Annotated in this window: 27 protein-coding genes, 1 riboswitch and 1 other annotated feature; all 27 genes read left to right on the forward strand. The window is 48.3% G+C overall.

Features of this window, described 5'->3' with window-relative positions:
• Positions 1–39 precede the first annotated feature (39 nt).
• Complete coding sequence (gene spoIIGA, locus MHH76_RS08630; RefSeq protein ID WP_020451312.1) at positions 40–969, forward strand: sigma-E processing peptidase SpoIIGA; 930 nt, start codon at positions 40–42, stop codon at positions 967–969.
• A 59-nt stretch (positions 970–1028) separates the two neighbouring features.
• A complete protein-coding gene (gene sigE, locus MHH76_RS08635) occupies positions 1029–1748 on the forward strand; it encodes an RNA polymerase sporulation sigma factor SigE (protein ID WP_003181573.1) in 720 nt (239 codons plus the stop codon).
• A 139-nt stretch (positions 1749–1887) separates the two neighbouring features.
• Positions 1888–2667 (forward strand): RNA polymerase sporulation sigma factor SigG, encoded by a 780-nt coding sequence (gene sigG / locus MHH76_RS08640; protein WP_003181576.1) that lies wholly within the window; start codon positions 1888–1890, stop codon positions 2665–2667.
• A 133-nt stretch (positions 2668–2800) separates the two neighbouring features.
• Entirely contained in the window at positions 2801–3598 is a 798-nt protein-coding gene (locus tag MHH76_RS08645) for an ABC transporter ATP-binding protein (protein WP_020451313.1), read from the forward strand.
• Positions 3599–3862: 264 nt separating this feature from the next.
• Positions 3863–4750 (forward strand): putative RNA methyltransferase, encoded by an 888-nt coding sequence (locus MHH76_RS08650; RefSeq protein WP_079289138.1) that lies wholly within the window; start codon positions 3863–3865, stop codon positions 4748–4750.
• Between the two features lie 83 nt (positions 4751–4833).
• Entirely contained in the window at positions 4834–5067 is a 234-nt protein-coding gene (locus MHH76_RS08655; RefSeq protein ID WP_011197962.1) for a YlmC/YmxH family sporulation protein, read from the forward strand.
• 222 nt (positions 5068–5289) lie between these two features.
• Entirely contained in the window at positions 5290–6129 is an 840-nt protein-coding gene (pgeF, locus tag MHH76_RS08660) for a peptidoglycan editing factor PgeF (protein WP_023857246.1), read from the forward strand.
• A 7-nt stretch (positions 6130–6136) separates the two neighbouring features.
• On the forward strand, positions 6137–6832 hold the full coding sequence (locus MHH76_RS08665) for a YggS family pyridoxal phosphate-dependent enzyme (RefSeq protein ID WP_020451316.1): 696 nt from the start codon (positions 6137–6139) through the stop codon (positions 6830–6832).
• A complete protein-coding gene (gene sepF / locus MHH76_RS08670; RefSeq protein ID WP_003181594.1) occupies positions 6829–7281 on the forward strand; it encodes a cell division protein SepF in 453 nt (150 codons plus the stop codon). Before MHH76_RS08665 ends, sepF begins: the two co-directional genes overlap by 4 nt.
• A gap of 10 nt (positions 7282–7291) precedes the next feature.
• Positions 7292–7558 (forward strand): YggT family protein, encoded by a 267-nt coding sequence (locus MHH76_RS08675; RefSeq protein ID WP_025811370.1) that lies wholly within the window; start codon positions 7292–7294, stop codon positions 7556–7558.
• A 134-nt stretch (positions 7559–7692) separates the two neighbouring features.
• Positions 7693–8469 carry an RNA-binding protein gene (locus MHH76_RS08680; protein WP_023857245.1) on the forward strand — a complete coding sequence of 259 codons (777 nt, stop codon included), beginning with the start codon at positions 7693–7695 and terminating at the stop codon, positions 8467–8469.
• A 96-nt stretch (positions 8470–8565) separates the two neighbouring features.
• The gene (locus MHH76_RS08685) at positions 8566–9060 is read left to right on the forward strand and encodes a DivIVA domain-containing protein (RefSeq protein WP_020451319.1); all 495 of its coding nucleotides are present in this window, start codon (positions 8566–8568) and stop codon (positions 9058–9060) included.
• A gap of 62 nt (positions 9061–9122) precedes the next feature.
• Positions 9123–9352: a binding site (T-box leader), on the forward strand.
• A 51-nt stretch (positions 9353–9403) separates the two neighbouring features.
• On the forward strand, positions 9404–12172 hold the full coding sequence (gene ileS / locus MHH76_RS08690) for an isoleucine--tRNA ligase (RefSeq protein ID WP_020451320.1): 2769 nt from the start codon (positions 9404–9406) through the stop codon (positions 12170–12172).
• Between the two features lie 223 nt (positions 12173–12395).
• Positions 12396–12761: a hypothetical protein gene (locus MHH76_RS08695; RefSeq protein WP_023857244.1), complete on the forward strand. Its 366-nt coding sequence runs from the start codon at positions 12396–12398 to the stop codon at positions 12759–12761.
• Positions 12762–12805: 44 nt separating this feature from the next.
• On the forward strand, positions 12806–13345 hold the full coding sequence (lspA, locus tag MHH76_RS08700) for a signal peptidase II (protein ID WP_223254792.1): 540 nt from the start codon (positions 12806–12808) through the stop codon (positions 13343–13345).
• 1 nt (position 13346) lies between these two features.
• Entirely contained in the window at positions 13347–14261 is a 915-nt protein-coding gene (locus tag MHH76_RS08705) for an RluA family pseudouridine synthase (protein WP_025811371.1), read from the forward strand.
• Positions 14262–14437: 176 nt separating this feature from the next.
• On the forward strand, positions 14438–14986 hold the full coding sequence (gene pyrR, locus MHH76_RS08710) for a bifunctional pyr operon transcriptional regulator/uracil phosphoribosyltransferase PyrR (protein ID WP_020451324.1): 549 nt from the start codon (positions 14438–14440) through the stop codon (positions 14984–14986).
• A 193-nt stretch (positions 14987–15179) separates the two neighbouring features.
• On the forward strand, positions 15180–16484 hold the full coding sequence (gene pyrP / locus MHH76_RS08715) for a uracil permease PyrP (RefSeq protein WP_023857240.1): 1305 nt from the start codon (positions 15180–15182) through the stop codon (positions 16482–16484).
• 144 nt (positions 16485–16628) lie between these two features.
• Positions 16629–17549 carry an aspartate carbamoyltransferase catalytic subunit gene (locus MHH76_RS08720; protein ID WP_020451326.1) on the forward strand — a complete coding sequence of 307 codons (921 nt, stop codon included), beginning with the start codon at positions 16629–16631 and terminating at the stop codon, positions 17547–17549.
• Entirely contained in the window at positions 17533–18819 is a 1287-nt protein-coding gene (locus tag MHH76_RS08725) for a dihydroorotase (protein WP_020451327.1), read from the forward strand. Before MHH76_RS08720 ends, MHH76_RS08725 begins: the two co-directional genes overlap by 17 nt.
• Entirely contained in the window at positions 18816–19910 is a 1095-nt protein-coding gene (locus tag MHH76_RS08730; RefSeq protein ID WP_043054306.1) for a carbamoyl phosphate synthase small subunit, read from the forward strand. The genes MHH76_RS08725 and MHH76_RS08730 overlap by 4 nt, the downstream gene beginning before the upstream one ends.
• Positions 19895–23107, forward strand: coding sequence for a carbamoyl-phosphate synthase large subunit (gene carB, locus MHH76_RS08735; protein WP_020451329.1), 3213 nt, complete (start codon positions 19895–19897; stop codon positions 23105–23107). Before MHH76_RS08730 ends, carB begins: the two co-directional genes overlap by 16 nt.
• The gene (locus tag MHH76_RS08740) at positions 23104–23874 is read left to right on the forward strand and encodes a dihydroorotate dehydrogenase electron transfer subunit (RefSeq protein ID WP_023857236.1); all 771 of its coding nucleotides are present in this window, start codon (positions 23104–23106) and stop codon (positions 23872–23874) included. Before carB ends, MHH76_RS08740 begins: the two co-directional genes overlap by 4 nt.
• Positions 23874–24809: a dihydroorotate dehydrogenase gene (locus tag MHH76_RS08745; RefSeq protein WP_023857235.1), complete on the forward strand. Its 936-nt coding sequence runs from the start codon at positions 23874–23876 to the stop codon at positions 24807–24809. The genes MHH76_RS08740 and MHH76_RS08745 overlap by 1 nt, the downstream gene beginning before the upstream one ends.
• Positions 24778–25497: an orotidine-5'-phosphate decarboxylase gene (gene pyrF, locus MHH76_RS08750; protein WP_023857234.1), complete on the forward strand. Its 720-nt coding sequence runs from the start codon at positions 24778–24780 to the stop codon at positions 25495–25497. Before MHH76_RS08745 ends, pyrF begins: the two co-directional genes overlap by 32 nt.
• Positions 25494–26123, forward strand: a complete 630-nt coding sequence (pyrE, locus tag MHH76_RS08755) for an orotate phosphoribosyltransferase (RefSeq protein ID WP_020451333.1) — start codon at positions 25494–25496, stop codon at positions 26121–26123. The genes pyrF and pyrE overlap by 4 nt, the downstream gene beginning before the upstream one ends.
• A 163-nt stretch (positions 26124–26286) precedes the next feature.
• Positions 26287–26393: riboswitch (SAM riboswitch) on the forward strand.
• 75 nt (positions 26394–26468) lie between these two features.
• A complete protein-coding gene (locus MHH76_RS08760) occupies positions 26469–26612 on the forward strand; it encodes a YezD family protein (RefSeq protein ID WP_003181635.1) in 144 nt (47 codons plus the stop codon).
• The last annotated feature ends 12 nt before the right edge of the window (positions 26613–26624 follow it).

Raw genomic sequence — 26624 nt, forward strand, 5'->3', positions numbered from 1 at the left:
AAACAATATGGTCACCGAGTCCAAAGAAAGGGGAAGGATGTGGAAATCTATTTAGATGCGATATGGCTGTTAAACTTTTGTTTTGACTTGCTGCTTTTAATGATGACCGCATTTATTTTAAAGCGAAGGGTTAAAAAGCGGAGGCTGATCTTAGGGGCGTTTGTCGCGTCAAGCATCGTTCTGTTTATGTTTACACCTTTTTCGCCGTACGTCCTTCATCCTGCAGGCAAACTGTCGTTTTCGGTTGTGATCGTTCTTTTGACATTTGGTTTTAAGCGGTTCCGGTTTTTTTTGCAAAATTTGTTTTCTTTTTATTTTGCTACTTTTTTAATGGGAGGAGGGATTATTGGAGCGCATTCTTTACTTGAAACGGATTCGATCATGGAAAACGGCGTCTTTATGACGAATTGGTCCGGTTTTGGAGACCCGGTCAGCTGGCTGTTTGTCGGTGCAGGTTTTCCGGCTGTATGGCTGTTTTCAAAAAAGCGTTTTGAAGATGCTGAAGCGAAGAAAATTCAATATGAAGAACGCGTCCGCCTAGAGACCGGCATTGATGAACATACGCTTCATTTCACCGGATTGATTGACTCCGGAAACCAACTCTACGACCCGATCACAAAAACGCCCGTCATGATCGTCAATATTGAAAAATTGAAAAGTGTATTGGGAGAAGAAGCGAGTGTGATCATCAAGGAAATGAGCCCGCTTGATGCCGTCGGCAAACTTGATGAAACACTCCCGTATATCGGGCGGATCCGCCTGATTCCCTACCGCGGGGTCGGCCATCAGCATCAGTTTCTGCTCTGCCTAAAGCCGGATCATGTGCTCATTTTTTCGGAAAGGGAGGTGATTGAAGCGCCGAAATGCCTGATTGGAATCAGCACCTCACCGCTTTCCGCGGACGGCGAATTTGACGCCATCGTCCATCCGAAAATGCTCGCCGGAAACCCGGTCAAACACGTTTCTTAAACTCGAAGTCTGTTACATTATCATACTCCTGAAGACGTTTATTTAGAAGGGGGAGGAAGATGAAAAAACTAAAATTAAGGTTAACCTATCTGTGGTACAAACTTTTAATGAAACTGGGGCTGAAAAGCGACGAAATTTATTATATCGGCGGAAGCGAAGCGCTGCCCCCGCCATTGTCAAAAGATGAAGAGCAGGTGCTTCTCCATAAGCTGCCTGACGGTGATCAGGCGGCACGGGCGATTTTGATTGAACGAAATCTCAGGCTGGTCGTCTACATCGCGAGAAAATTTGAAAATACCGGCATCAATATCGAGGATTTAATCTCCATCGGCACGATCGGCCTTATCAAAGCGGTGAATACCTTTAATCCCGAGAAAAAAATCAAACTGGCTACATATGCTTCCAGATGTATTGAAAATGAAATTTTGATGTATTTAAGAAGAAACAATAAAATTCGCTCAGAGGTATCATTCGATGAACCGTTGAACATCGATTGGGACGGAAATGAACTTCTTCTCTCAGATGTGCTCGGAACAGAAAACGATATTATTACAAAAGATATCGAAGCAAACGTTGATAAAAAGCTGCTGAAAAAAGCGCTTGAACAGCTCAATGACAGAGAAAAACAGATCATGGAGCTCCGCTTCGGGCTTGTCGGAGGAGAAGAAAAAACGCAAAAAGACGTTGCCGATATGCTCGGCATCTCCCAGTCATATATTTCCCGGCTTGAAAAAAGAATTATTAAAAGGCTGCGAAAAGAATTCAACAAAATGGTTTAATTTTTTTATGAAATTTGAAGTGTTGACAGCCAAGGGTTTTCGACTTGATCTTCTTATTTTTGGAAATTAACGATGCATATTTTTCCCACCCGAGGAGATACTGAACTTTGTACAGCAGCTCCTGTAGGGAGGGAAAAAAGTGTCGAGAAATAAAGTTGAAATCTGCGGGGTTGATACATCAAAACTGCCCGTACTGAAGAACGAAGAGATGAGAAAGTTGTTCAAGCAAATGCAGGATGAAGGAGACACGACAGCAAGAGAAAAGCTTGTTAACGGTAATTTGCGCCTTGTCTTAAGCGTCATTCAAAGGTTTAACAACAGAGGAGAGTATGTTGATGACTTATTCCAAGTCGGCTGCATCGGACTAATGAAATCAATTGATAATTTTGATCTGAGCCACAATGTTAAGTTTTCAACATATGCTGTACCAATGATCATCGGAGAAATCCGCAGATATTTGCGCGATAACAACCCGATCCGCGTCTCACGGTCACTCAGGGATATCGCGTACAAGGCGCTGCAAGTGAGAGAACGGCTGATCAGTGAGACAAGCAGGGAGCCGACGGCTCAGGAGATCGCGAAAGAGCTTGAAGTGTCCCATGAAGAAATCGTTTTTGCGCTTGACGCTATTCAAGATCCCGTATCTTTGTTTGAGCCGATTTACAATGACGGAGGAGATCCGATTTATGTCATGGATCAAATCAGCGATGAGCGCAACAAGGATTCGCAATGGATCGAAGAGCTCGCCTTAAAAGAAGGCATGAGACGGCTGAATGAACGGGAAAAAATGATCCTCAGAAAACGCTTCTTCCAAGGCAAGACGCAAATGGAAGTCGCTGATGAGATCGGAATCTCCCAAGCCCAGGTCTCAAGGCTGGAAAAAGCCGCCATTAAACAAATGAATAAGAACATTCACTAAAGCCGCAGTCAATCTGCGGCTTTTCACATGCTAAAAATGGAAAATCTCTCATTCACTTTGTTATATAAATAAGCTATAATAAAAGAATTATATTTTAATTTATCAGAATATTTACATAAAAGGAGGACTTCAAATGGTTTTGCAGCTTGAGAATGCTTCACTAAAACGAAACGGAGAGTGGATATTAAAGGATATTGATTGGACGGTGGAAAAGGGGGAGCACTGGGCGCTATACGGATTGAACGGGGCCGGCAAAACCGCTCTGTTGAACATGCTGTGCGCTTATTATTTTCCGACAACAGGAAAAGTCACCGTGTTAGGGCGCGAATTTGGAAAAACGGAGCTGAACGAAAAGCTTCGCCAAAAAATCGGCCTTGTGTCAGCGGCCCTGCAGCAGAAGCTGTATCCTGAAGACAGTGCATTTGAAATTGTCTTAAGCGGCGCTTTCGCTTCGATCGGCCTTTATGAATCGCCTTCACAGTCTGTCAGGGAGAAAGCGATCGCCCTCCTGGAGGAATTCGGCTCCATCCGTTATGCGGACAGGAGATATGAAACGCTCTCTCAGGGAGAAAAGCAAAAGGTGCTGATCTCAAGGGCCTTGATGGCCGATCCAGAGCTGCTCATTCTCGACGAGCCTGTAACCGGTCTTGATTTCATCGCGAGGGAGCAGGTGCTGGAGACGGTTGAACAAATTGCCAAAAAAGACAGTGCACCGTCCATGCTTTATGTTACTCACCATGCGGAAGAAATTCTCCCCGCTTTCAGCCAAACGCTGCTGCTGAAAAAAGGTGAAGTGTTTGCATTGGGGAAGACAAGAGAGATGATGTCCGGCGAGGTTTTGTCCGAATTTTTCGATATGCCCGTCCAGGCGGTATGGACGGACGGCAGACCGTATTTGTCCAAGAAAAAGCCTCTAAACCTCAGCATTTAAAACGGCTGGTTCTTTGGCAGCCTCCTTGTTTGGAGGCTCTTTTTCAGCTTTCATCCTCTTAAAAAAGCTGGTAAGATAATAGAGAACGTCATGTTAAAGAGGGGTTCATCATTATGATCATTCAATTCATTCGCTACAGATAATGAAAGGTATAGACAAACGCTTAAACCATCCACACCTTCGTCTTTAAAAAATGCCGAAGGTGCGGGTTTATTTGTCTATGCCTTTTTCATTGATCTAAATGTGAATGAATGAGGTGTAACAATGATGAATAAAAAATTAAAAAGAGCATCGCTCATGAAAAGGCATGAAACGATGTTTCAGTGCCCGATATGCGCAACGAATATGGCGGTCACCGATTTAAAAAGCCTGATCTGTAAAAACGGACATACGTTTGATATCGCAAGAGGGGGATATGTCAATGTCACAACGCATGCTCCTTCTGTTAAATATGATAAAGAATTATTTGAAGCGAGAAGAATGTTAGCCGCCCGCGGCTTTTTTGAACCGCTTAGCGGCGCTTTGACAGACCGTCTCGAACAAGCAGGCCTCCCGTTTTGCAACTTTGTCAGCATCCTCGATGCCGGCTGCGGGGAAGGTTCGCATTTGGCGCGGATCGTTGAAAAGCTTCAAATGCGTTCCGGATCGCCTGTCCTTGGCGTCGGGCTTGATTTGGCGAAAGCCGGGATTGTGTCTGCGACTAAGCAAGAAAGAGAGGCGATCTGGTGTGTCGCCGATCTGGCTGCCGCGCCGTTTCGGAATCGTTCATTCGACGCGATCCTCAATATATTGTCGCCTTCTAATTACGCGGAATTCGAGCGGCTGTTATCTGATGACGGCATCGTTTTGAAAGTGATTCCGAAAAGCGGCTATCTGAAAGAACTGCGGGGGTTTTTGTATGACGGCTTGGACAAACAAGCCTATACGAGCGAGGATGCGGCTGAGCGGTTCTCGTCTCATTTCGATCTGATCGACAGAACGGAGATCGCCTACAGCAAACGTTTAGACCAAAGCCTTCTCGCGCCGCTCATCAAGATGACGCCATTATCATGGCGCGCAGAAAAGGAGCGGATCAAAGCCTTTTTAAAGAAAGAATCCGCTGTTACGACCGTCCATCTCGACATTTTAGCCGGCAGGAAAAAAACGAAATAAACCACTGAAAAGGCAGTCTAAATAAAGGACTGCCTTTCATATAATCTAAAAGGACATTTGATCAGAGGAGGCGTGCGGTGGACATGATGAACATTTCTGATTTCCAGATAAAAGATGTCGTTAACGTATCAAACGGGAAAAAGCTCGGCAGCATCGGCGATATCGATATTAATGTAACGACAGGCAAAATACAGGCGATTGTCATCGGAGGAACGGGGAAAGTTTTCGGATTTTTCGGAAAAGAAGAGGAAATCGTCATTCCGTGGCGAAATATTGTTAAAATTGGAGAAGATGTGATTCTTGTGCGTTTAAGCTGATCAAGCATATGAGATGATGCCTGATCAATCGGCGGGCCCTTATCCGCCTGCTTTTTCAACATTATTGTATACGGTGAGACCGTCTGCAAAAACGGCGATAAATGTTGCAAACAATACATTTCGTTTAGTTTTTTGAAACGAAACTAAACGAATGCATCAAGATGTGTTAAAATAGGAGCGATATGATGAAAGACTACGATGTTTGTCGAAAGGCTGATCACCATGAATACATATAACCCCTTTCGTCTTGATGCTCCGTCAATGCTTTTGATTGAGGAATGGAATCAGACGGCGGAAACCGGCGGAGCCGTCACAGCCGGATTTACGACAAAAAACGGCGGAGAAAGCGAACCGCCTTTTCACTCACTGAATACAGGGCTGCACGTTCAGGATCATGAACAGCATGTCATCAATAACAGAAAACAGATTGCCGACAACTTAAAAACCGATCTGCACGACTGGGTATTTGCCGATCAGACGCATGAAGACCGGATTCAAAAAGTGACGGATAGCGATCGCGCCAGCGGCGCTTTCCGATACGATACGGCGCTGAAGGCTACGGACGGACTTTATACAGACAGGCCAAACCTGTTTTTGGCGCTTTGCTTTGCCGACTGCGTTCCTGTTTATTTTTACGATCCGGTCCGCTCGCTGGCCGGAATCGCTCACGCGGGCTGGAAAGGCACCGCGCTCGGGATCGCAGCCAGCATGGTTGACACGTGGGTCAGCCGGGAAGGATCAAATCCCGCAGACATCCACGCCGTGATCGGGCCTGCGATCGGCTCGTGCTGCTACACTGTCGACGATCATGTAATAGACAAAATCAGGAATCTTCCTCTTCAGCGAGAAGACAAAGCCTTTTTGACGATAAAAGAAGGGGAGTACCGTCTCGAATTAAAAGAAGTGAACAGGCAGCTGCTTGTACACGCCGGAATTCCAAACGGCCAGATCAAGGTGAGTTCCCTTTGTACGAGCTGCGAGCATTCACTGTTTTTCTCCCATCGGAGAGACCGGGGAAAAACCGGACGGATGATGTCCTTCATCGGATTAAAGGAGGTATAGCTTACAGGTGGATGTGAAAAGCAATTTACGACATATAAATGACAGGATCAACGAAGCGTGTATCAAAGCGGGAAGAACGCCCGACGAAATATCCGTCATCGCTGTCACGAAATATGTTTCCCCGGAACGGGCGCAGGCAGCGCTTGATGCAGGAATCAGACATTTGGGAGAAAACCGCGATACCGGACTGCTTCACAAGCTCGACGCTCTGAAAGACAGCGAACCGGTATGGCATTTTATCGGAACCCTGCAGACGAGAAAGGTAAAAGCAATCATCGATCATGTCTCATATATCCATTCTTTAGACAGGCTTTCATTGGCCGACGAGATTCAGAAGAGGGCAAAAAAACCGATTGACTGTTTTGTTCAGGTCAACACATCTCTTGAATCTTCAAAACACGGCATGGCAAAAGAAGAGGTTCTTTCTTTTGTAAAAAAACTGTCTGCATATGAAAACATCCGGATTGCGGGATTAATGACGATGGCTCCTTTTACGGATGACGAGACGGCAATCAGAAGCTGTTTTCGCTTGCTGAGAGAGCTGCGCGACGAGGTTCGCGGGCTCGGTCAATGGAACGCCCCGTGCAGCGAGCTTTCGATGGGGATGTCTAACGACTATACGATCGCAGTCGAGGAAGGCGCGACATTCGTCAGAATCGGATCTTCCTTAGTCGGAAATGAAACTGGAGGTGGACAATCATGAGTTTGAAAAACAAATTTAAAAACTTTTTTTCCTTGGATGATGAGGAATACGAATACGAGTACATTGAAACAGACAGGGAGGAAATCCCTGAAGAGCATGAATCGAAAGACAGAACCGCCTACCAGTCTAAAGCGGCTGGGAAGCAGAATGTCGTAAGTTTGCAAAGCGTTCAGAAATCTTCTAAAGTAGTGTTAAGTGAGCCTCGGGTGTACGCGGAAGCCCAGGAAATCGCAGACCATATCAAAAACCGGCGCGCCGTCGTCGTGAACCTGCAGCGCATTCAGCACGATCAGGCGAAAAGAATCGTTGATTTCTTGAGCGGAACTGTATATGCTCTCGGCGGCGATATTCAGCGGATCGGAGCGGACATCTTTTTATGCACGCCTGAAAACGTCGATGTCTCCGGCACGATTTCCGAGCTCATAGAAGAAGAACATCAGAGGTGGTAAATCGCAGATGATCCTACTTTATCAAATTTTAAGCACGCTTATAACCGTCTATTCGTTTGCGCTCATTATTTACATTTTTATGTCTTGGGTGCCTAATGCAAGGGAGTCTTCATTCGGCCGGGTGCTTGCTTCACTTTGCGAGCCTTATCTCGAACCGTTCAGAAGGATTATTCCTCCGCTCGGGATGATTGATATTTCTCCGCTCGTGGCGATTTTCATCCTGCGGTTCGCAGATGCAGGGCTTCTTGCGGTTTTCAGAATGCTCGGCGCTTTTTAAAGACATTATGCCGATCTCCCGTAAGACTTACCGCAGGCAGCGGCGCCGTGGTTCAGGAGCGTGCCTTCAATCTTTGCGGGCCGAGTATCGGGCTTGGCTGTAGGCCAGGCCTCTTTACATAGAAAGGAAAGACAATGAGCGATATTTACCAGCATTTCAGAAAAGACGAAGAGCCGTTTATCGACCAGGCTCTTGAGTGGAAAAGAATCGTGGCGGAACAGTACCGGATGAAGCTGACCGATTTTTTGGACCCGCGGGAACAGGTGATCCTGCAATCTGTCATCGGTCAGTCGGACGAAGTGAGGCTTGAATTTTTCGGGGGCTTCCCTGAGGCCGAACGAAAGAGGGCTTTACTATTCCCTGAATATGCCGAGCCGTCTGCCGAAGATTTTCAGCTTCAGGGCTGGGAAGTCATCTATCCGCAAAAATTCGCCTCCATCGAGCATCGCGAGCTTCTCGGCTCATTGATGGGCATCGGATTGAGGCGCCAAAAGTTCGGCGACCTGATCTTTTCGGACGGGACATGGCAGTTTATCTGTTCGGAAGAAGTCGCTGATTTTGTTTTCACCCAGCTGACACAAATCGGCAAGGTGAAAGTTTCCCTTGAAAAAATTCCGCTTTCTAAGCTTAAAGTACCGGAGCAGGATGTCGAAATAAGGGATGATACGGTTTCATCTTTGAGGCTTGATGCGATTTGCTCGGCAATGAGCAGGCAATCCCGGCAAAAAGCACAGGTTCTCGTGAAAAATGGCCTCGTGAAAGTGAACTGGAAAGTCATTGAAGACCCTTCATATGCACTGGCGGAAGGGGATATGGTTTCGATCCGGGGGTTTGGCCGGTTCAGGATGAAAAACATTGACGGCAAAACGAAGAAGGGCAAATGGAGATTGACGTTTGAAAAACAAAAATGACGCGTTTTAACAGTTTTTTCTCCGCCCGGTCGAATTTTGCTTTATAATGTTGACTAGGACAAGTGTACATAAAGAAAAATAATGGAGGTGGGCAGCATGCCTTTGACGCCAAATGACATTCATAATAAAACATTTACAAAAGCGTTCCGCGGCTATGACGAAGATGAAGTGAACGAGTTCCTGGCCCAGGTGAGAAAGGATTATGAGATCATTCTGCGCAAAAAAAATGAGCTTGAATCAAAGGTGAACGAGCTTGACGAGCGTCTCGGCCATTTTTCGACGATCGAAGAGACGTTGAATAAATCGATCCTTGTCGCACAGGAAGCAGCCGAAGACGTAAAGCGCAATTCCGAGAAAGAAGCGAAGCTCATCATTCGTGAAGCTGAGAAAAACGCTGACCGGATCATTAATGAGTCTCTTTCAAAATCGAGAAAGATCGCGATGGAAATCGAAGAGCTGAAAAAGCAGTCAAAAGTGTTCAGAACCCGTTTCCAAATGTTGATCGAAGCGCAGCTTGACCTGTTGAAAAACGACGACTGGGATCATTTGCTTGAATACGAAGTAGACGCCGTCATGGATGAAAAAGAATAGAATTTCATTTGCGTTCTTGACATATCGTCATCCGTTCGCATATAATACGTTCATAAATTGAGTGAAAAACGTTTGAGAGGGACAGACATTGATTTCTGAAAACAATGAAAGCGACCCGGGGGCGGTGTAAGCCCGGGATTGTTGGAATCGTTGTGAATCAGCCCTCAAGTTTCCTTTCTGAACCGTCCAGTAGGAAAGGACGTCCCATCACGTTACGATGTTTGAGCGGATAAGCCGAATCGGCTTGTCTAAAAGGGTGGTACCGCGAGATCAAAGCCTTCTCGTCCCTTATGGGATGAAAAGGCTTTTTTTGTTTTAGAAAAGATGTTTTGGAGGAATAGTAATGGATTATAAAGATACGCTCTTAATGCCGAAAACAGATTTTCCGATGAGAGGAAACCTGCCGAACCGTGAACCTGAAATCCAGGGAAAATGGGAAGATATGGACATTTACAGCCTCGTTCAGAAACGAACCGAAGGCCGGCCGATGTTCGTGCTTCATGACGGACCTCCGTATGCGAACGGCGATATTCATATGGGCCATGCGCTCAACAAAGTACTGAAGGACTTCATCGTCCGTTCGAGATCGATGAGCGGCTATCATGCACCGTATGTTCCGGGCTGGGATACACACGGCCTGCCGATTGAAACAGCGCTCACGAAAAACAAAAAAGTGAAGCGCAAAGAAATGACGGTAGCCGAATTCCGCAAGCTTTGCGAAGAATACGCATGGCAGCAAATCGAAGGACAAAAAACGCAATTTAAGCGCCTCGGTGTCAGAGGAGATTGGGAAAACCCATACGTGACCCTTAAGCCGGAGTTTGAAGCGCAGCAAATTAAAGTATTCGGCGAAATGGCGAAAAAAGGCTATATTTACAAAGGGAAGAAGCCGGTTTACTGGTCCCCTTCAAGCGAATCCGCTCTGGCTGAAGCTGAAATCGAATACCATGATAAACGCTCGCCGTCTATCTATGTTGCATTCGATGTGAAAGATGGAAAAGGTGTATTAACAAACGGCGAAAAAATCGTCATTTGGACGACAACGCCGTGGACGATCCCGGCCAACCTCGGCATCGCCGTACACCCTGAATTGGAGTACAGCGTCGTTGCTGCCGGAGGCGCGCGCTATGTGATGGCAAGCGCATTGATTGAAAGCGTGGCAAAAGCGATCGGCTTTGAAGATCATGAAGTCGTTCAAACTGTTAAAGGGAAAGACCTGGAACATATCGTCGCGGTTCATCCTTTATACGGCAGAGATTCGCTTGTCATGCTCGGTGAACACGTAACAACAGATGCCGGTACAGGCTGTGTTCATACTGCTCCGGGACACGGTGAAGACGACTTTATCATCGGTCAGAAATACGGACTTGACGTGCTTTGCCCGGTTGATGAAAAAGGACATATGACGAGCGAAGCCCCTGGTTTTGAAGGACTGTTTTACGATCAGGCCAACAAACCGATTACAGAACAGCTCGAAGAAAAAGGCGCTTTGCTGAAACTCGATTTCATCACCCACTCCTATCCGCACGACTGGAGAACGAAAAAACCGACTATTTTCCGCGCGACCTCCCAATGGTTCGCTTCTATCAAAGACTTTAGAGACGAGCTTCTTGACGCGGTGAAAGAAACAAAATGGGTGCCTGAATGGGGCGAAACGCGCCTCTACAATATGATACGCGACCGCGGCGACTGGTGTATCTCAAGACAGCGCGCATGGGGCGTGCCGATTCCGGTATTTTATGCCGAAAATGGGGAGCCGATCATCACGGATGAAACGATCGACCACGTTTCTGAACTATTCAGGGAGCACGGTTCGAACATTTGGTTTGAAAAAGAAGCGAATGAACTGCTTCCGGAAGGCTTTACGCATCCGGGAAGTCCGAACGGCAAGTTCACAAAGGAACAGGACATCATGGATGTCTGGTTTGATTCAGGTTCGTCACATCAGGCCGTACTGGAAGAGCGCGATGATCTTGTAAGACCTGCGGACTTGTATCTGGAAGGATCTGACCAATACCGCGGCTGGTTTAACTCATCGATTTCGACAGCCGTTGCCGTAACGGGTAAAGCACCATATAAAGGCGTGCTGTCACACGGTTTTGCCCTTGATGGAGAAGGCCGCAAGATGAGCAAATCACTCGGCAATGTCGTTGTTCCGGCAAAAATCATGAATCAGTTCGGGGCCGATATTTTAAGACTGTGGGTCGCATCTGTCGACTATCAAGCAGATGTCCGCGTATCTGACGCGATCTTAAAGCAAGTCGCAGAAGTGTACCGGAAGATCCGCAACACGTTCCGTTTTCTTCACGGAAACATTGCTGATTTTGACCCGGCGAAAGATGCAATCGCTGTGGAAGAACTTCGCGAAGTCGATCAGTACATTTTGATCAAGCTGAACAGCCTTATTGAAAAAGTCAAAAAAGCATATGAAGAATATGATTTTGCGGTCATTTACCATGCTGTCCACAACTTCTGCGCGATCGAGCTCAGCTCATTCTATATGGATTTTGCCAAAGACGTCGTTTATATTGAACACGCCGATCATAAAGACCGCCGCAGCATGCAGACCGTTTTTTACGAAACGTTGCTCGGGCTTGTCAAGCTGATCGCACCGATCCTGCCGCATACTGCTGACGAAATGTGGAGCCACTTCACATTCGTATCGGAAAAAAGCGTGCAGCTTACCGATATGCCGGAAACAAGAGACATTCCAAATGCAAAAGAGACGGAAGAGAAGTTCGACAGCTTCATGAAGCTTCGCGGCGATGTTCTTAAAGCGCTTGAAACAGCGCGTAATGAAAAGATCATCGGAAAATCTTCGGTTGCGAGCTTGACGCTGTATCCAAATGAAGAAGCAAAAGCGCTGCTTTCTTCGATCAAGGAAGACGTCAAACAGCTGTTCATCGTGTCAGAGCTTCTCATCGGCGGAACGGAAGCCGAAGCGCCTGAAGGTGCGCAGACGTTTGACACAGGAAAAATCGTCGTTGCTCAGGCAGAAGGCGAAACTTGTGAGCGGTGTCGCATGGTTTCCAAAGAAATCGGCCAGGATGCCGATCATCCGGAGCTTTGCCCTCGCTGTGCCGGAATTGTGAAGACGTATTATCAAAATTAACCACGAAGCGGTTCGGAGTTTTTCCGAACCGCTTTTAATATGCCGCCAAACCTTATCAGGCCTGCCCAGGCGTCCTGTCTGAACGCACATCCTGTGAAAGTCCGGAGAAAGGATGCCATTGCTGACATCGTTTTGTACGTCAGGAAAAATCTTTTGGGCTTGGATACCGGCTTTGTCGGTAACACTAAGGTCACAAACGATAAGAGCAGGAGTTGATGTAGGCGTGAACGATCAGCTGGCGGCAATTCATACCGAACTTCTTCAAATGAAGGAAGAACTGGAAGCAAGGCTTTTTGAATACTCCTTTTTTCAGCAGGATTCTCAAGGCATCAATTCGTATCAGCAGGTAACACTTATGTATCATGTCAAAGAAGAGCTGCAGGACGTGCTTTTGGCCCTTTCAAAAATCGAAAACGGAACATACGGCATTTGCGAAGAAACGAATCAGGCAATTCCGCTGGAAAAAATGGCTATTCTGCCGACGGCGCGCACCGCGAACGATTTTTTATATCATGCCCAGTTTGAAAAAAAGACGCTTCCTATTTGGGCTGAGACGGATGAGACGTTCAACCGGGCGCTCTACTCATAACATTCTGCAAGAGGGGAGGGCTTTTGCCCTCTTGCAGGATGTCAATGAATATTCCTTTACTCCTTTTCTTTTTCTTGTTAAAATGCTTAAATGAAGAGAAACAGAAACTGGAGGAACGGTTTGTGCCTTATTACATAATTGCAGTGCTCATTATCGGTATCGATCAATTTACAAAATGGCTGGTCGTCAGCAAAATGGAGTACGGTGAAAGCATTCCCGTCATCGACGGTTTCTTTCAAATTACGTCGCACAGAAATACAGGCGCAGCATGGGGCATTTTGGCCGGACAGATGTGGTTTTTTTACATCATTACCACGGCGGTTATCATCGGCATTGTTTACTACATTCAAAAACATGCCAAAGGACAAATCCTGCTCGGAACCGCTCTCGGATTGATGCTTGGCGGTGCTGTCGGCAATTTTATCGACCGCGTGTTCAGGCAAGAAGTTGTCGATTTTATACACGTGACGATCGTCAATTATCATTATCCGATTTTCAACATTGCCGATTCATCTTTATGCGTCGGTGTCCTGCTCTTATTTATACAAATGCTGTTAGACGGAAAGAAGAAGAAGGAGCTGTAACATGGAGCATTATGATATGACCGTTCATGAAGAACATAAAGGTGAACGGATTGACAAGTACTTGACCGCAGTTGAAGCGGATTGGTCGCGGACTCAGGTGCAGCAGTGGATTAAAGAAGACCGCGTGCTGGTTAACGGAAATGCGGTCAAAGCCAATTATAAAGTTCAGGATGGGGATGCGGTGTCAGTCCATGTTCCAGAACCGGAACCGCTTGATGTCACGGCTGAACCGATGGATCTTGATATTTATTATGAGGATCAGGACGTTCTTGTCGTCAACAAGCCGCGCGGAATGGTGGTTCATCCGGCTCCCGGCCATCTGACGGGGACGCTTGTCAACGGTTTGATGGCGCATTGTGACGATCTGTCAGGCATCAACGGCGTGATGAGGCCGGGCATCGTCCACCGGATTGATAAGGACACTTCAGGTCTGTTGATGGTTGCCAAAAACGACATGGCGCATGAATCGCTCGTGAATCAGCTTGTCAACAAAACGGTGACGAGAAAATACACCGCGCTTGTCCACGGCGTCATCCCGCATGACCACGGGACGATCGACGCGCCGATCGGCAGGGATAAAAAAGACAGGCAGAGTATGACGGTCACAAGGGAAAATGGAAAGCATGCCGTCACTCATTTTGAAGTGATCGAACGGTTCGACGATTTCACTGTTGTTAAATGCCAGCTTGAAACGGGGCGAACCCATCAAATTCGCGTGCATATGAAATATATCGGTTTTCCTCTGGCGGGAGATCCGAAATACGGCCCGAAAAAGACGGTCGATTTCAACGGCCAGGTGCTGCATGCGGGCGTATTGGGATTTGACCATCCGCGTACCGGAGAATATGTTGAATTTGAGGCGCCTCTGCCTGATGACATGAAAAATCTCCTCGACAAAATTCGAAATAAACGTTGACAGACGTTTTCTTTTTTGAAATAATAAATGCAGTTAAATCAGATTCTTTAACACAGTCCAGAGAGGCTGAGAAGGATACCGGACAAGCGAATCAATGAATTCGTTTCAAGACCCCTCTCTGCCTTTATGCAGAAGGGGTTTTTGTTTTATCCTTTAAAAGATGCGGGGTGCTGGCCATGCAGGAACAAGAAAAGGCTGTTGTGCTTGACGAACAGGCGATCAGAAGGGCGCTGACAAGAATCGCCCACGAAATGATTGAACGAAACAAAGGAATGAACAACTGTATCCTTGTCGGAATCAAAACGAGAGGCATCTATCTGGCCAAACGGCTTGCCGAACGGATTGAGCAAATCGAAGGAAACAAAGTCACCGTAGGAGAGCTCGACATCACCCTTTACAGGGATGATCTCTCCAAAAAAACGTCTAATGAAGAGCCGCTTGTCAAAGGAGCGGACATTCCGGCGGACATCACCGATCAAAAGGTGATCGTCGTCGATGATGTGCTTTACACGGGACGGACAGTCAGAGCGGCCATGGATGCGCTCGTCGATGTCGGGCGGCCTTCATCCATCCAGCTCGCGGTGCTTGTCGACCGCGGCCACAGAGAGCTGCCGATCAGAGCCGACTATATCGGGAAAAACATCCCGACATCGAAAACCGAAAAGGTCATGGTTCAATTGGAAGAAGTTGACGGACGCGACCTTGCGGCGATTTATAAAAAGTGAATGACAATCCTTTTTTAAATGCATTCCAGTGAGTTTGCAAAGAGGGATAGAACGAAAGATGCCGCCTCACCATGCGGCGGATCTTTGTCTGCCTCTTTGCGCAATTTAAGCAAAGAGGCTTTTTTAATGGGCACAATCTTTTCAGGATATAAAGACATCATAGACAGTGAGTCAACCATCAGGAGGAAAAAATATGAGTCAGAAAAAAGTGAACCTTGGTGTCAGAGAAGTACCAAAACCTTTGAATTGGCTAACTTTCAGCCTGCAGCATCTGTTTGCCATGTTCGGAGCGACGATCCTCGTGCCAAAGCTTGTAGGCTTAAGCCCAGGCGTGGCCCTTATAACGAGCGGGCTAGGAACGCTTGCATATCTCTTGATTACAAAAGGACAGATCCCGGCTTACTTAGGTTCATCCTTTGCATTTATTGCCCCGATTATCGCGGCAAAAGCCGCCGGAGGCCCTGGGGCGGCCATGATCGGCGCATTTATGGCAGGCATCGCCTACGGGCTGATCGCCCTGCTCATCCAGCAGCTGGGAACGGACTGGCTGATGAGGCTCCTGCCGCCTGTTGTCGTCGGTCCGGTCATTATCGTCATCGGACTCGGGCTGGCAAGCACGGCTGTCAATATGGCCATGTATGAAGATTCGGGAGCAAAAGTGCTCGTCTACAGCGCCAAACATTTTGGCGTCGCAGGATTCACACTCGCGCTCACCATAATCTGCGCGATTTTCTTAAGAGGATTTTTCAGCCTGATTCCTGTCTTGATCGGAATTATCGGCGGATACTTGTTCGCCCTGACCCAAGGCATCGTCGACTTCCAGATGGTCCTTGACGCCAAATGGTTTGCTGTTCCAGATTTCGTCATTCCGTTTGTCGACTATACGCCGAGCGCGGCGGCTGTCGGAATCGGAATCGCCATGGTGCCCGTTGCTTTCGTGACAATGTCAGAACATATCGGCCACCAAATGGTATTAAGCAAAGTCGTCGGTCAGGATTTCATTAAGAAGCCCGGGCTTCACCGCTCGATTTTCGGCGACAGTGTCGCAACGATGCTGGCATCATGCATCGGCGGACCGCCGACAACGACCTACGGAGAAAACATCGGCGTACTCGCCATCACAAGAGTATTCAGCGTATTTGTCATCGGCGGAGCGGCTGTTATTGCACTGTGCTTCGGGTTTATCGGCAAAATTTCGGCCCTGATCAGCTCTGTCCCTTCTGCAGTCATGGGAGGCGTTTCCTTCCTGCTGTTCGGTATCATCGCATCAAGCGGACTGCGCATGCTGATTGATAACAAAATTGACTTGGAAAATAAGCGAAACCTGATCATCTCATCCGTCATTCTCGTCATCGGAGTGGGCGGCGCATTTATCAAAATCTCAGGGTTCGAGCTGTCAAGCATGGCGCTTGCAGCGATCGTCGGAGTGGTTTTAAACCTTGTCCTGCCTGAATCAAAGGGAGATCAGGACGGGATTGAAATAGAAGAGCATATTTAAAAACCTTTTAAATGAAGTCCAGAGAGGCTTGAAAGGGTTACGGAGAGAGAAGTGCAAAAAAGCGCATTCTCTGGTTCACTGTACCCCAAGCCGTTGTGGCTTGGGGTTTTTTTACAGGAAATTAAAGCCTGAGGGGGAGAAAAAATGAAACACTTGACCGCAATGAATGAGCTTAGTCTTGAGGATATTCACGAGCTGATTGAAGAGGCGAGAGAGCTGAAAAAAAGGAAATTCGATTCCGTCCTCTCCGGAAAGTTTGCTGCCAATCTGTTTTTTGAACCGAGCACAAGAACGCGCTTCAGCTTCGAAGTGGCTGAAAAGAAACTCGGCATGAATGTGCTGAACCTGGACGGTGTTTCAACAAGCGTACAAAAAGGAGAATCGTTGTACGATACCGTCAAGACACTCGAATCCATCGGCGCTGATGTATGTGTGATCAGACACTCTCAGGATCATTATTACGATGAACTTATCGGACATGTCGGCATTCCGGTGATCAATGCCGGAGACGGCTGCGGTCAGCATCCCACTCAATCTTTGCTCGATTTGCTGACGATTTACGAGGAATGGGGCGGATTTGCCGGACTGACGGTATCCATACACGGAGATATCAAACACAGCAGAGTGGCAAGATCGAATGCCGAAGTGCTGACAAGGCTCGGAGCAAAGGTTCTTTTCTCAGGTCCGGAAGAATGGCGGGATGACAACAATCCTTACGGGACATATGTGTCGCCTGATGAAGCGGTCGCAAGTTCGGATGTCGTGATGCTTCTCCGAATTCAGCACGAACGTCATGAGAAAAAGGCGGCAGAACGCGATTATCTTGAAACTTTTGGACTGTCGCTGAAGCGGGCGGAGCTCCTGAAAAAAGACGCGGTCATCATGCATCCTGCGCCTGTTAACAGAGGCGTCGAGATTGACAGTGCGCTGGTCGAATCCACTCAGTCGAGAATTTTCAAACAAATGGAAAACGGTGTATATATCAGAATGGCGGTTTTAAAAAGAGCGCTTCTAAACGGCGAAAACAAAAAAAGGGGAGATCAGGCTTATGTCTTATTTAATTAAAAACGGCTTCATACTCGACGAAAAAGGTGAAAAAGTACAGTGCGACATCAGGGTTGAAGGCGATGCAATCAGCGAAATCGGAAGCCTTGAGGCCGCTTTGGGAGAAACGGTCATCAATGCGGATGGGCTTTTCGTCTCGCCGGGGCTTGTTGACCTTCACGTTCACTTCAGAGAGCCGGGCGGCGAGAAGAAAGAAACGATCGAAACAGGTGCAAAAGCCGCGGCAAGAGGCGGGTTTACAACTGTCGCCGCAATGCCGAATACGCGGCCTGTCCCCGATACGAAAGAGCAGATGGAGTGGCTCGTCAACCGCATTGACGAAACGGCATCTGTCAGAGTGCTGCCGTACGCTTCCATCACCATCAGACAAACAGGTCAGGAAATGACCGACTTCGAAGGGCTGAAAGACGCAGGTGCGTTTGCGTTTACTGATGACGGCGTCGGCGTTCAAACGGCGGGGATGATGTATGAAGCGATGAAAAAAGCGGCTTCGATCGATAAAGCAATTGTTGCCCACTGTGAAGACAATTCACTGATCTACGGCGGCAGTGTCCACGATGGGAAATTTGCCAAAGCCAACGGTTTAAACGGGATTCCTTCGATATGCGAAGCCGTTCACATCGCAAGGGACGTTCTTCTGGCCGAAGCGGCAGGCTGCCATTACCATGTCTGTCATATCAGCACGAAGGAATCGGTCAGGGTCGTCCGCGACGCCAAAAAAGCGGGAATCCGTGTGACAGCGGAAGTGACGCCTCACCATCTGCTCCTTTCAGACAGCGACATTCCCGGTCTTGATACAAATTATAAAATGAATCCGCCGCTCAGAAGTCCGGAAGACAGAGAAGCGCTCCTTGAGGGGCTTACAGACGGAACAATCGATTTTATCGCTACGGATCATGCCCCTCATACAGAAGATGAAAAACAACAGACAATGAGCCTGGCGCCATTTGGGATTGTCGGCTTGGAGACGGCTTTTCCGCTTCTTTATACGCACTTTGTCAAAACGGGAAACTGGACGCTGAAACAGCTCCTCGATTATATGACGGTCAAACCTTGCGAGGCGTTCGGACTTCCTTACGGTAAGCTTGAAGCCGGGCGGTCCGCGGATATTACGCTGATAGATCTTGAACGCGAAGAAAAAATTGATAAAAACACCTTTCTTTCTAAAGGGAAAAACACGCCGTTTGACGGCATCAGCTGCTTCGGCTGGCCGGTTATGACAATGGCAAAGGGAAAACTCGTTTACCAAGAGGGGAGACTTGTAAAATGAAAAGACGTCTTGTACTAGAAAACGGAACAATTTTTGAAGGGGAAGCTTTCGGCAGCCTGGAAAACACCATGGGAGAAGTCGTCTTCAACACGGGGATGACAGGCTATCAAGAAATCCTCTCAGACCCGTCATACTGCGGACAAATTGTCACACTGACCTACCCGCTGATCGGGAACTACGGAATCAACAGAGACGACTTTGAATCTATCACCCCTTATGTGAAAGGGTTTATCGTAAAAGAGTTATGTCAACTTCCGTCAAACTGGCGCTCTGCTTATACCCTTGATGAATATTTAAAAATGAAAAACATCCCGGGACTCTCGGGAATTGACACGAGAAAGCTGACAAGAATGATCAGAACGGCAGGTACGCTGAAAGGGGTTTTTGCCGGCCCGAAAGAAGATGCTGAGGCTTTGGTTCAAAAGCTGAAAGAAACGAACCTTCCGACCGATCAGGTCAGCCAAGTTTCAACAAAAACGGCATATCCGAGCCCTGGGAGGGGGAAGCGAATCGTGCTTGTCGATTTCGGAATGAAGCACGGCATCTTAAGAGAGCTGAACAAGCGCAAATGCGATGTGATCGTCGTTCCTCACAATGTAACGGCAGAAGAAGTGATGCAGCTGAAGCCTGACGGCGTAATGCTGTCAAACGGACCCGGAGATCCAACGGACGTACCCGAAGCAATTGCCATGATTCAAAACATTCTCGGCAAGGTTCCATTGTTCGGCATCTGTCTCGGCCATCAGCTGTTTGCCCTCGCCTGCGGAGCAAAGACGGCGAAAATGAAATTCGGACACCGCGGTTCCAACCATCCGGTTAAAGAGCTTGCAACCGGAAGAGTATCAATTACGGCTCAAAACCACGGCTATACCGTATCGACCGTTGAAAACACGCCGCTTGAAGTGACGCATGTGGCGATTAATGACGACACAATCGAAGGGCTTAAACATAAACACGAACCGGCTTTCACGGTTCAATACCATCCGGAAGCTTCACCGGGACCGGAAGACGCCAACCATTTATTTGATCAATTTTTACACATGATTGAAACCACAGAGAAAGAAGGGGAAGCGGTATGCCTAAACGCGTAGATATCAAAAAGATTTTGGTGATCGGATCAGGGCCGATTATTATCGGGCAGGCGGCGGAATTTGATTATGCGGGTACACAGGCCTGCCTCGCTTTAAAAGAAGAAGGCTATGAAGTCATTCTCGTCAACTCGAATCCGGCGACGATCATGACGGATACGGAAATGGCCGACCGCGTATATATCGAACCGCTGACGCTTGAATTCTTAACACGTATCATCCGCAAAGAGCGGCCGGACGCCATTTTGCCGACATTGGGCGGGCAGACGGGCCTCAACTTGGCGGTCGAACTGTCCGAGCACGGCATCCTGGCTGAGTGCGGTGTTGAAGTGCTCGGCACGAAATTGGCTGCGATCCAACAAGCGGAGGACCGCGACTTGTTCAGAAGCCTGATGAATGAGTTGAATGAACCGGTTCCGGAAAGCGAGATTATCCACTCGCTCGAGGAAGCGCGCGAGTTCGTCGAGCGCATCGGCTTCCCCGTCATCGTCCGGCCGGCATACACGCTCGGCGGAACAGGCGGAGGCATCTGCTCAAACGAAGACGAGCTGAAGGAAATTGTTGAAAACGGCTTAAAAATGAGCCCGGTTCACCAATGTCTGCTTGAAAAGAGCATCGCCGGCTACAAAGAAATCGAGTATGAAGTCATGAGAGACTCGAGCGATCACGCGATCGTCGTCTGCAATATGGAAAACATCGATCCGGTCGGGATTCATACCGGGGACAGCATCGTTGTAGCGCCGAGCCAGACGCTGAGCGACCGCGAATACCAAATGCTTCGCAATGTATCGCTGAAAATCATCCGCGCGCTTGAAATCGAAGGCGGCTGTAATGTTCAGCTGGCGCTTGACCCGGACAGCTTTCAGTACTACATCATCGAGGTAAACCCGCGGGTCAGCCGTTCATCAGCGCTTGCCTCAAAAGCGACTGGCTATCCGATCGCAAAGCTTGCCGCTAAAATTGCCGTCGGTTTGTCTCTTGACGAAATGATGAATCCTGTGACAGGAAAAACGTACGCGTCTTTCGAACCTGCACTCGACTATGTCGTTTCAAAAATACCGCGCTGGCCGTTTGATAAATTCGAATCGGCAAACCGCAAGCTCGGCACGCAGATGAAAGCGACAGGCGAAGTGATGGCGATCGGAAGAACGTGGGAGGAATCTCTCCTGAAAGCGGTCCGTTCTCTTGAAGCGGATGTCTATCACCTGGAGCTGAAAGATGCCGGTGAGATCTCGAATGAAGTGCTTGAAAAACGGATTAAAAAAGCGGGAGACGAACGTCTCTTTTACTTGGCCGAAGCGTTTAGAAGAGGATACACGGTCAGCGATCTCCACGAATTTTCGGCAATTGACCTGTTCTTCCTGCACAAGCTTGAGGGAATCATTCGCTTTGAAGAAAAGCTGAAAGCCGGGCGCGGTGACCTGGGTCTTTTGAAAGAAGCGAAAGAGCTCGGTTTTTCAGACCGCTTCATCAGCCTTCTCTGGGAGATGCCTGAAAGAAAGCTTTATGATCTTAGAAAAGAAACAGGCATCACGCCTGTTTATAAAATGGTTGATACATGTGCGGCCGAATTTGAATCGGAGACACCTTATTTCTACAGCACATATGAAGAGGAAAACGAATCGGTCAGAACAGACAAAAACAGCGTTATCGTTCTTGGCTCCGGCCCGATCCGGATCGGCCAGGGGGTCGAATTCGATTATGCGACTGTGCATTCGGTTTGGGCGATCAAAGAAGCCGGCTATGAAGCAATCATTATTAACAACAATCCTGAGACGGTTTCAACAGACTTCAGCATCTCCGACAAGCTCTACTTTGAGCCGCTTACTGTTGAAGATGTCATGCATATCATCGATTTGGAGCAGCCGAAAGGCGTCGTCGTTCAGTTTGGCGGACAGACTGCGATCAACCTTGCCGACGAGCTCGCGGAGCGGGGCGTCGCCATTCTTGGAACATCCCTTGAGGATTTGGACCGCGCCGAGGACCGCGACAAGTTCGAACAGACGCTTGAAACGCTGCATGTGCCTCAGCCGCTCGGAAAAACGGCGACATCTGTGGAAGGCGCTGTTGAAATCGCAGCCAACATCGGCTATCCGGTGCTTGTCCGCCCATCGTATGTACTTGGGGGGCGTGCGATGGAGATCGTCTACCATGAAACAGAGCTTCTCCATTATATGAAGAATGCAGTGAAAATCAATCCGCAGCACCCTGTCTTGATCGATAAATATTTGACCGGAAAGGAAATTGAAGTGGATGCGATTTCTGACGGTGAAACGGTCGTCATTCCGGGGATTATGGAGCACATTGAACGGGCCGGCGTCCACTCAGGGGATTCGATTGCCGTTTACCCGCCGCAATCCCTTTCAGAGGACATCAAGAAAAAGATTGAAGCATACACGATTAAGCTTGCAAAAGGCTTAAACATCGTCGGCCTGCTCAACATTCAGTTTGTCCTTTCAAAAGATGAGGTTTACGTCCTTGAAGTCAACCCGAGATCGAGCCGCACGGTGCCGTTTCTCAGCAAAATCACCGGCATTCCGATGGCCAATCTCGCAACAAAAGTGATTCTCGGCGGGAAGCTTGCCGATATGGGCTATACTGAAGGCCTTCAAAAAGAGCAGGAAGGCGTATATGTGAAAGTGCCGGTCTTCTCGTTTGCAAAGCTGAGGAGAGTGGATATCACGCTCGGACCGGAAATGAAATCGACCGGGGAAGTCATGGGCAAAGACAGTACTTTGGAAAAAGCGCTGTACAAAGGACTGATCGCTTCAGGCATCCAAATTCCGAATTACGGCTCTGTTCTCCTGACAGTTGCTGATAAAGATAAAGAGGAAGGTCTATTGATCGCCAAGCGGTTCCATGCGATCGGCTATAAAATATTGGCTACGGAAGGAACGGCCGGCTATTTAAGAGACGCATCCGTACCTGTTAAAACCGTCGGGAAAATCGGCGAAGAAGGCACAAATCTCCTTGATGTCATTCGAAACGGGGAAGCGCAGTTCGTCGTCAATACGCTGACAAAAGGGAAGCAGCCGGCAAGGGACGGCTTCAGAATCAGACGCGAATCCGTTGAAAACGGCGTTGCCTGCCTGACATCCCTTGATACGGCGGAAGCGATTTTGCGGGTGCTTGAAAGCATGAGCTTCCGCGCCGATCATATGCCGGCGATTAGAATTGAGCAAAAGGCGGCCGTCAGATGAGAAAAGGGTATATGACAGTCCGTTCAAACAAGTGTATCGCGGATCATATTTATCAAATGGTACTGGAAGGGGAGATTGCCGAAGTTTGCGGCGCTCCCGGCCAGTTTCTTCACATCAAGGTCTCAGATTCCCTCACGCCGCTTTTGAGGCGGCCGATCAGCATCGCCGACATCAACAGAGCTGCCCGGCAGGTGACCATCATCTTTCGCAAGGATGGGGAAGGCACGAGTCTCCTGTCTTTAAAACAGGAAGGAGATCAGATCGATGTCCTTGGTCCGCTCGGCAACGGTTTTCCGGCTGAATCGCTTGAACCGGGGAAAACGGCTCTTCTTGTCGGAGGGGGGATCGGTGTTCCGCCGCTTTACGAGCTGAGCAAACAGCTGACAAATAGAGGGGTGCACGCGATCCATGTGTTAGGATTTGCTTCTGCAAAAGACGTCTTTTACGAACAGGAATTCAGCCGTTTCGGGCGTGTGTATGTGGCAACCGCAGACGGCACCCGAGGTTCAAAGGGATTTGTTACAGATGTCATTGAAAACGAGGGGCTTCAGTTTGACTGCATAATGGCCTGCGGACCGACGCCGATGCTGAAAGCTTTAAAACAGCGCTATCCGGATAAAGAGGTTTATCTGTCAATGGAAGAGCGCATGGGATGCGGGATCGGCGCTTGCTTTGCCTGTGTCTGCCATACGGAAGAAAGCGAAACATCTTATGTGAAGGTATGCCTTGACGGTCCTGTTTTCAAAGCCCAGGAGGTGCTGTTATGATGCTAGAAGTCAATTTGCCGGGCCTTCAATTGAAAAATCCGATCATGCCGGCTTCAGGCTGCTTCGGATTCGGGAGAGAATTTGCGAACTTTTACGATCTTTCACGTCTCGGTGCGATCATGATTAAAGCGACGACGAGCGAACCGCGCTTCGGGAATCCGACGCCGCGCGTCGCCGAGACGCAAGCCGGCATGCTTAATGCCATCGGTCTGCAAAATCCGGGTTTAGAGGCTGTCATGGAACACGAATTGCCGTGGCTCGAACAGTTCGATACACCGATTATCGCCAATGTCGCCGGCTCGCAGATCGACGATTATGTTGAAGTGGCTGAAGAAATCAGCAAAGCGCCGAATGTTCATGCGCTCGAGCTGAATATTTCCTGTCCTAACGTGAAAACGGGAGGGATCGCCTTTGGTACGCAGCCGGAAATGGCCAGTGAGCTGACGAAAGCGGTGAAAGAGGTTGCGAGCGTTCCCGTCTATGTGAAGCTGTCGCCGAATGTCGCGAATATTACCGACATCGCTCTTGCCATAGAAGAAGCGGGAGCGGACGGTTTGACGATGATCAACACCCTGATCGGGATGCGGCTCGACTTAAAAACGGGAAAGCCGATCTTGGCGAACAAAACCGGCGGATTATCAGGCCCTGCTGTTAAACCGGTGGCCATCAGAATGGTGCATGAAGTCAGCCAAAAAGTCAGCATTCCGATCATCGGCATGGGCGGTGTCCAGTCAGCGGAAGATGTGCTTGAGTTTTTGCTGGCGGGTGCGAGCGCAGTCGCCGTCGGCACCGCAAACTTTGTTAATCCGTTTGTTTGTCCCGAAATCATTGCCGATTTGCCGCGCGTTTTAGAAAAATACGGATACCGTTCGTTGAACGAGTGTATCGGAAGGAGCTGGAAGGATGAAACATACGCCGCCCATCATCGCGCTTGATTTTGCATCAGCACAGGAAACATATGCGTTTTTGGACCGGTTTCATGGAGAAGAGCTTTTCGTGAAGGTGGGCATGGAGCTTTTTTATCAGGAAGGGCCGGCCATCCTTGAAAAGTTACAGGAGCGCGGCTGCCGCATTTTCCTTGATCTAAAATGCCACGACATTCCAACGACCGTATACAAGGCGATGAAAAGGCTGGCGGGGTTAGGCGTCAGCCTTGTCAATGTGCACGCAGCAGGTGGAAAGCAAATGATGGAGTCGGCGCTTGAAGGCCTTGAAGCGGGGACTCCGGCAGGCCGAAAACGCCCTTCATTAATTGCTGTGACCCAGCTGACAAGCACCTCTTCAGAAATGCTTCAGCAAGAGCTGCTGATTGAAACGCCGCTTCTCGATACAGTTGTTCACTACAGCAAGTTGGCTAAAGAAAGCGGACTTGACGGTGTCGTCTGCTCCGTCCATGAAGCCGAACACATTTACCGGGCCGCGTCTTTAGATTTTCTGACCGTGACACCCGGAATTCGCATGGCGGATGACAAAAACAACGACCAGGTCCGGGTGGCGACGCCTGGCTACGCAAGGGAAAAAGGCGTGTCGGCGATCGTTGTCGGCCGTTCGATTACACAGGCGGAAGATCCTGTGTCAGCCTACAGAAGAATAGGACATGAGTGGGAGGGAACCAAGGCATGAAAACAGACATTGCAAACCATTTATTAAGAATCAAAGCGGTTTTCCTGCGCCCGAACGAGCCGTTTACATGGGCGAGCGGCATCTTGTCGCCCATCTACTGCGACAATCGTTTGACGCTTTCATATCCGGAAGTAAGGGATGATATAGCTTCAGGGCTTGCCGGACTGATTCAAGACAAGTTTCCCGGAGCCGAAATGATCGCCGGTACGGCAACTGCGGGAATCCCCCATGCCGCGCTTGCCGCCGACAGGCTGAGCCTGCCGATGTGCTACGTCAGAAGCAAACCGAAGGCGCACGGCAAAGGAAACCAAATTGAAGGCGCTGTTGTAAAAGGACAAAAAGTCGTTGTAATTGAAGATTTAATTTCAACGGGAGGAAGCGTCCTTGAAGCGGCAGCCGCTCTCACAGAGGCGGGATGTGAAGTGCTCGGTGTCGCCGCCATTTTCACTTACGGGCTTCCTAAAGCCGCCGCCGCCTTCAGCGAAGCGGGCGTTGAATACCGCACGCTGACTGATTACGATACATTGACAGAGGCTGCGCTTGCCGGCGGATATATCAGCGAACAGGATGCCGCCAAACTGAAAGAATGGAAGGCGGATCCTGAAAGCAAGTCTTGGATGGATTAATGAAAAAAGCCGTATTCTCCTAATGGGAGAACGGCTTTTTTTGCGTCTTTTTGCAGATTTAAAAATAGTAAAATCGGATTATTTTTATTTTTTATTAATCCTATAAAAAAAGTCGGGTTGACTTTTGTTCGAATTGTGCTAAAATTTTAAAATAACAAAAGCAAACTTATCAAGAGCGGTGGAGGGACTGGTCCGATGAAACCCGGCAACCTGCGTGTGAAGCGTAAGGTGCTACTTCCAGCAAAATGCCCTCATTTTGAGAGATAAGGAATAGCGGAGTTCCTCGTCTTTCTTTCAAATTTGGAAGAAAGATTTTAATTTTTAGGGGCAGAGGAGGAGCTAGAAGTGAAGACAGATGAACAGCTTGAAAAGGTGATCATCAAAATGAAAGACATGCTGAAAGACATGAATTACGGATCGATCACATTCGTTGTTCAGGACGGCAAAGTCATTCAAATCGAAAAAAATGAAAAAATAAGATTGAAATAGCTGACTAGACAA

Origin of the sequence: Bacillus sp. FSL L8-0193, from assembly GCF_037976065.1 — a bacterium.
Classification (GTDB): Bacteria; Bacillota; Bacilli; order Bacillales; family Bacillaceae; genus Bacillus; species Bacillus paralicheniformis.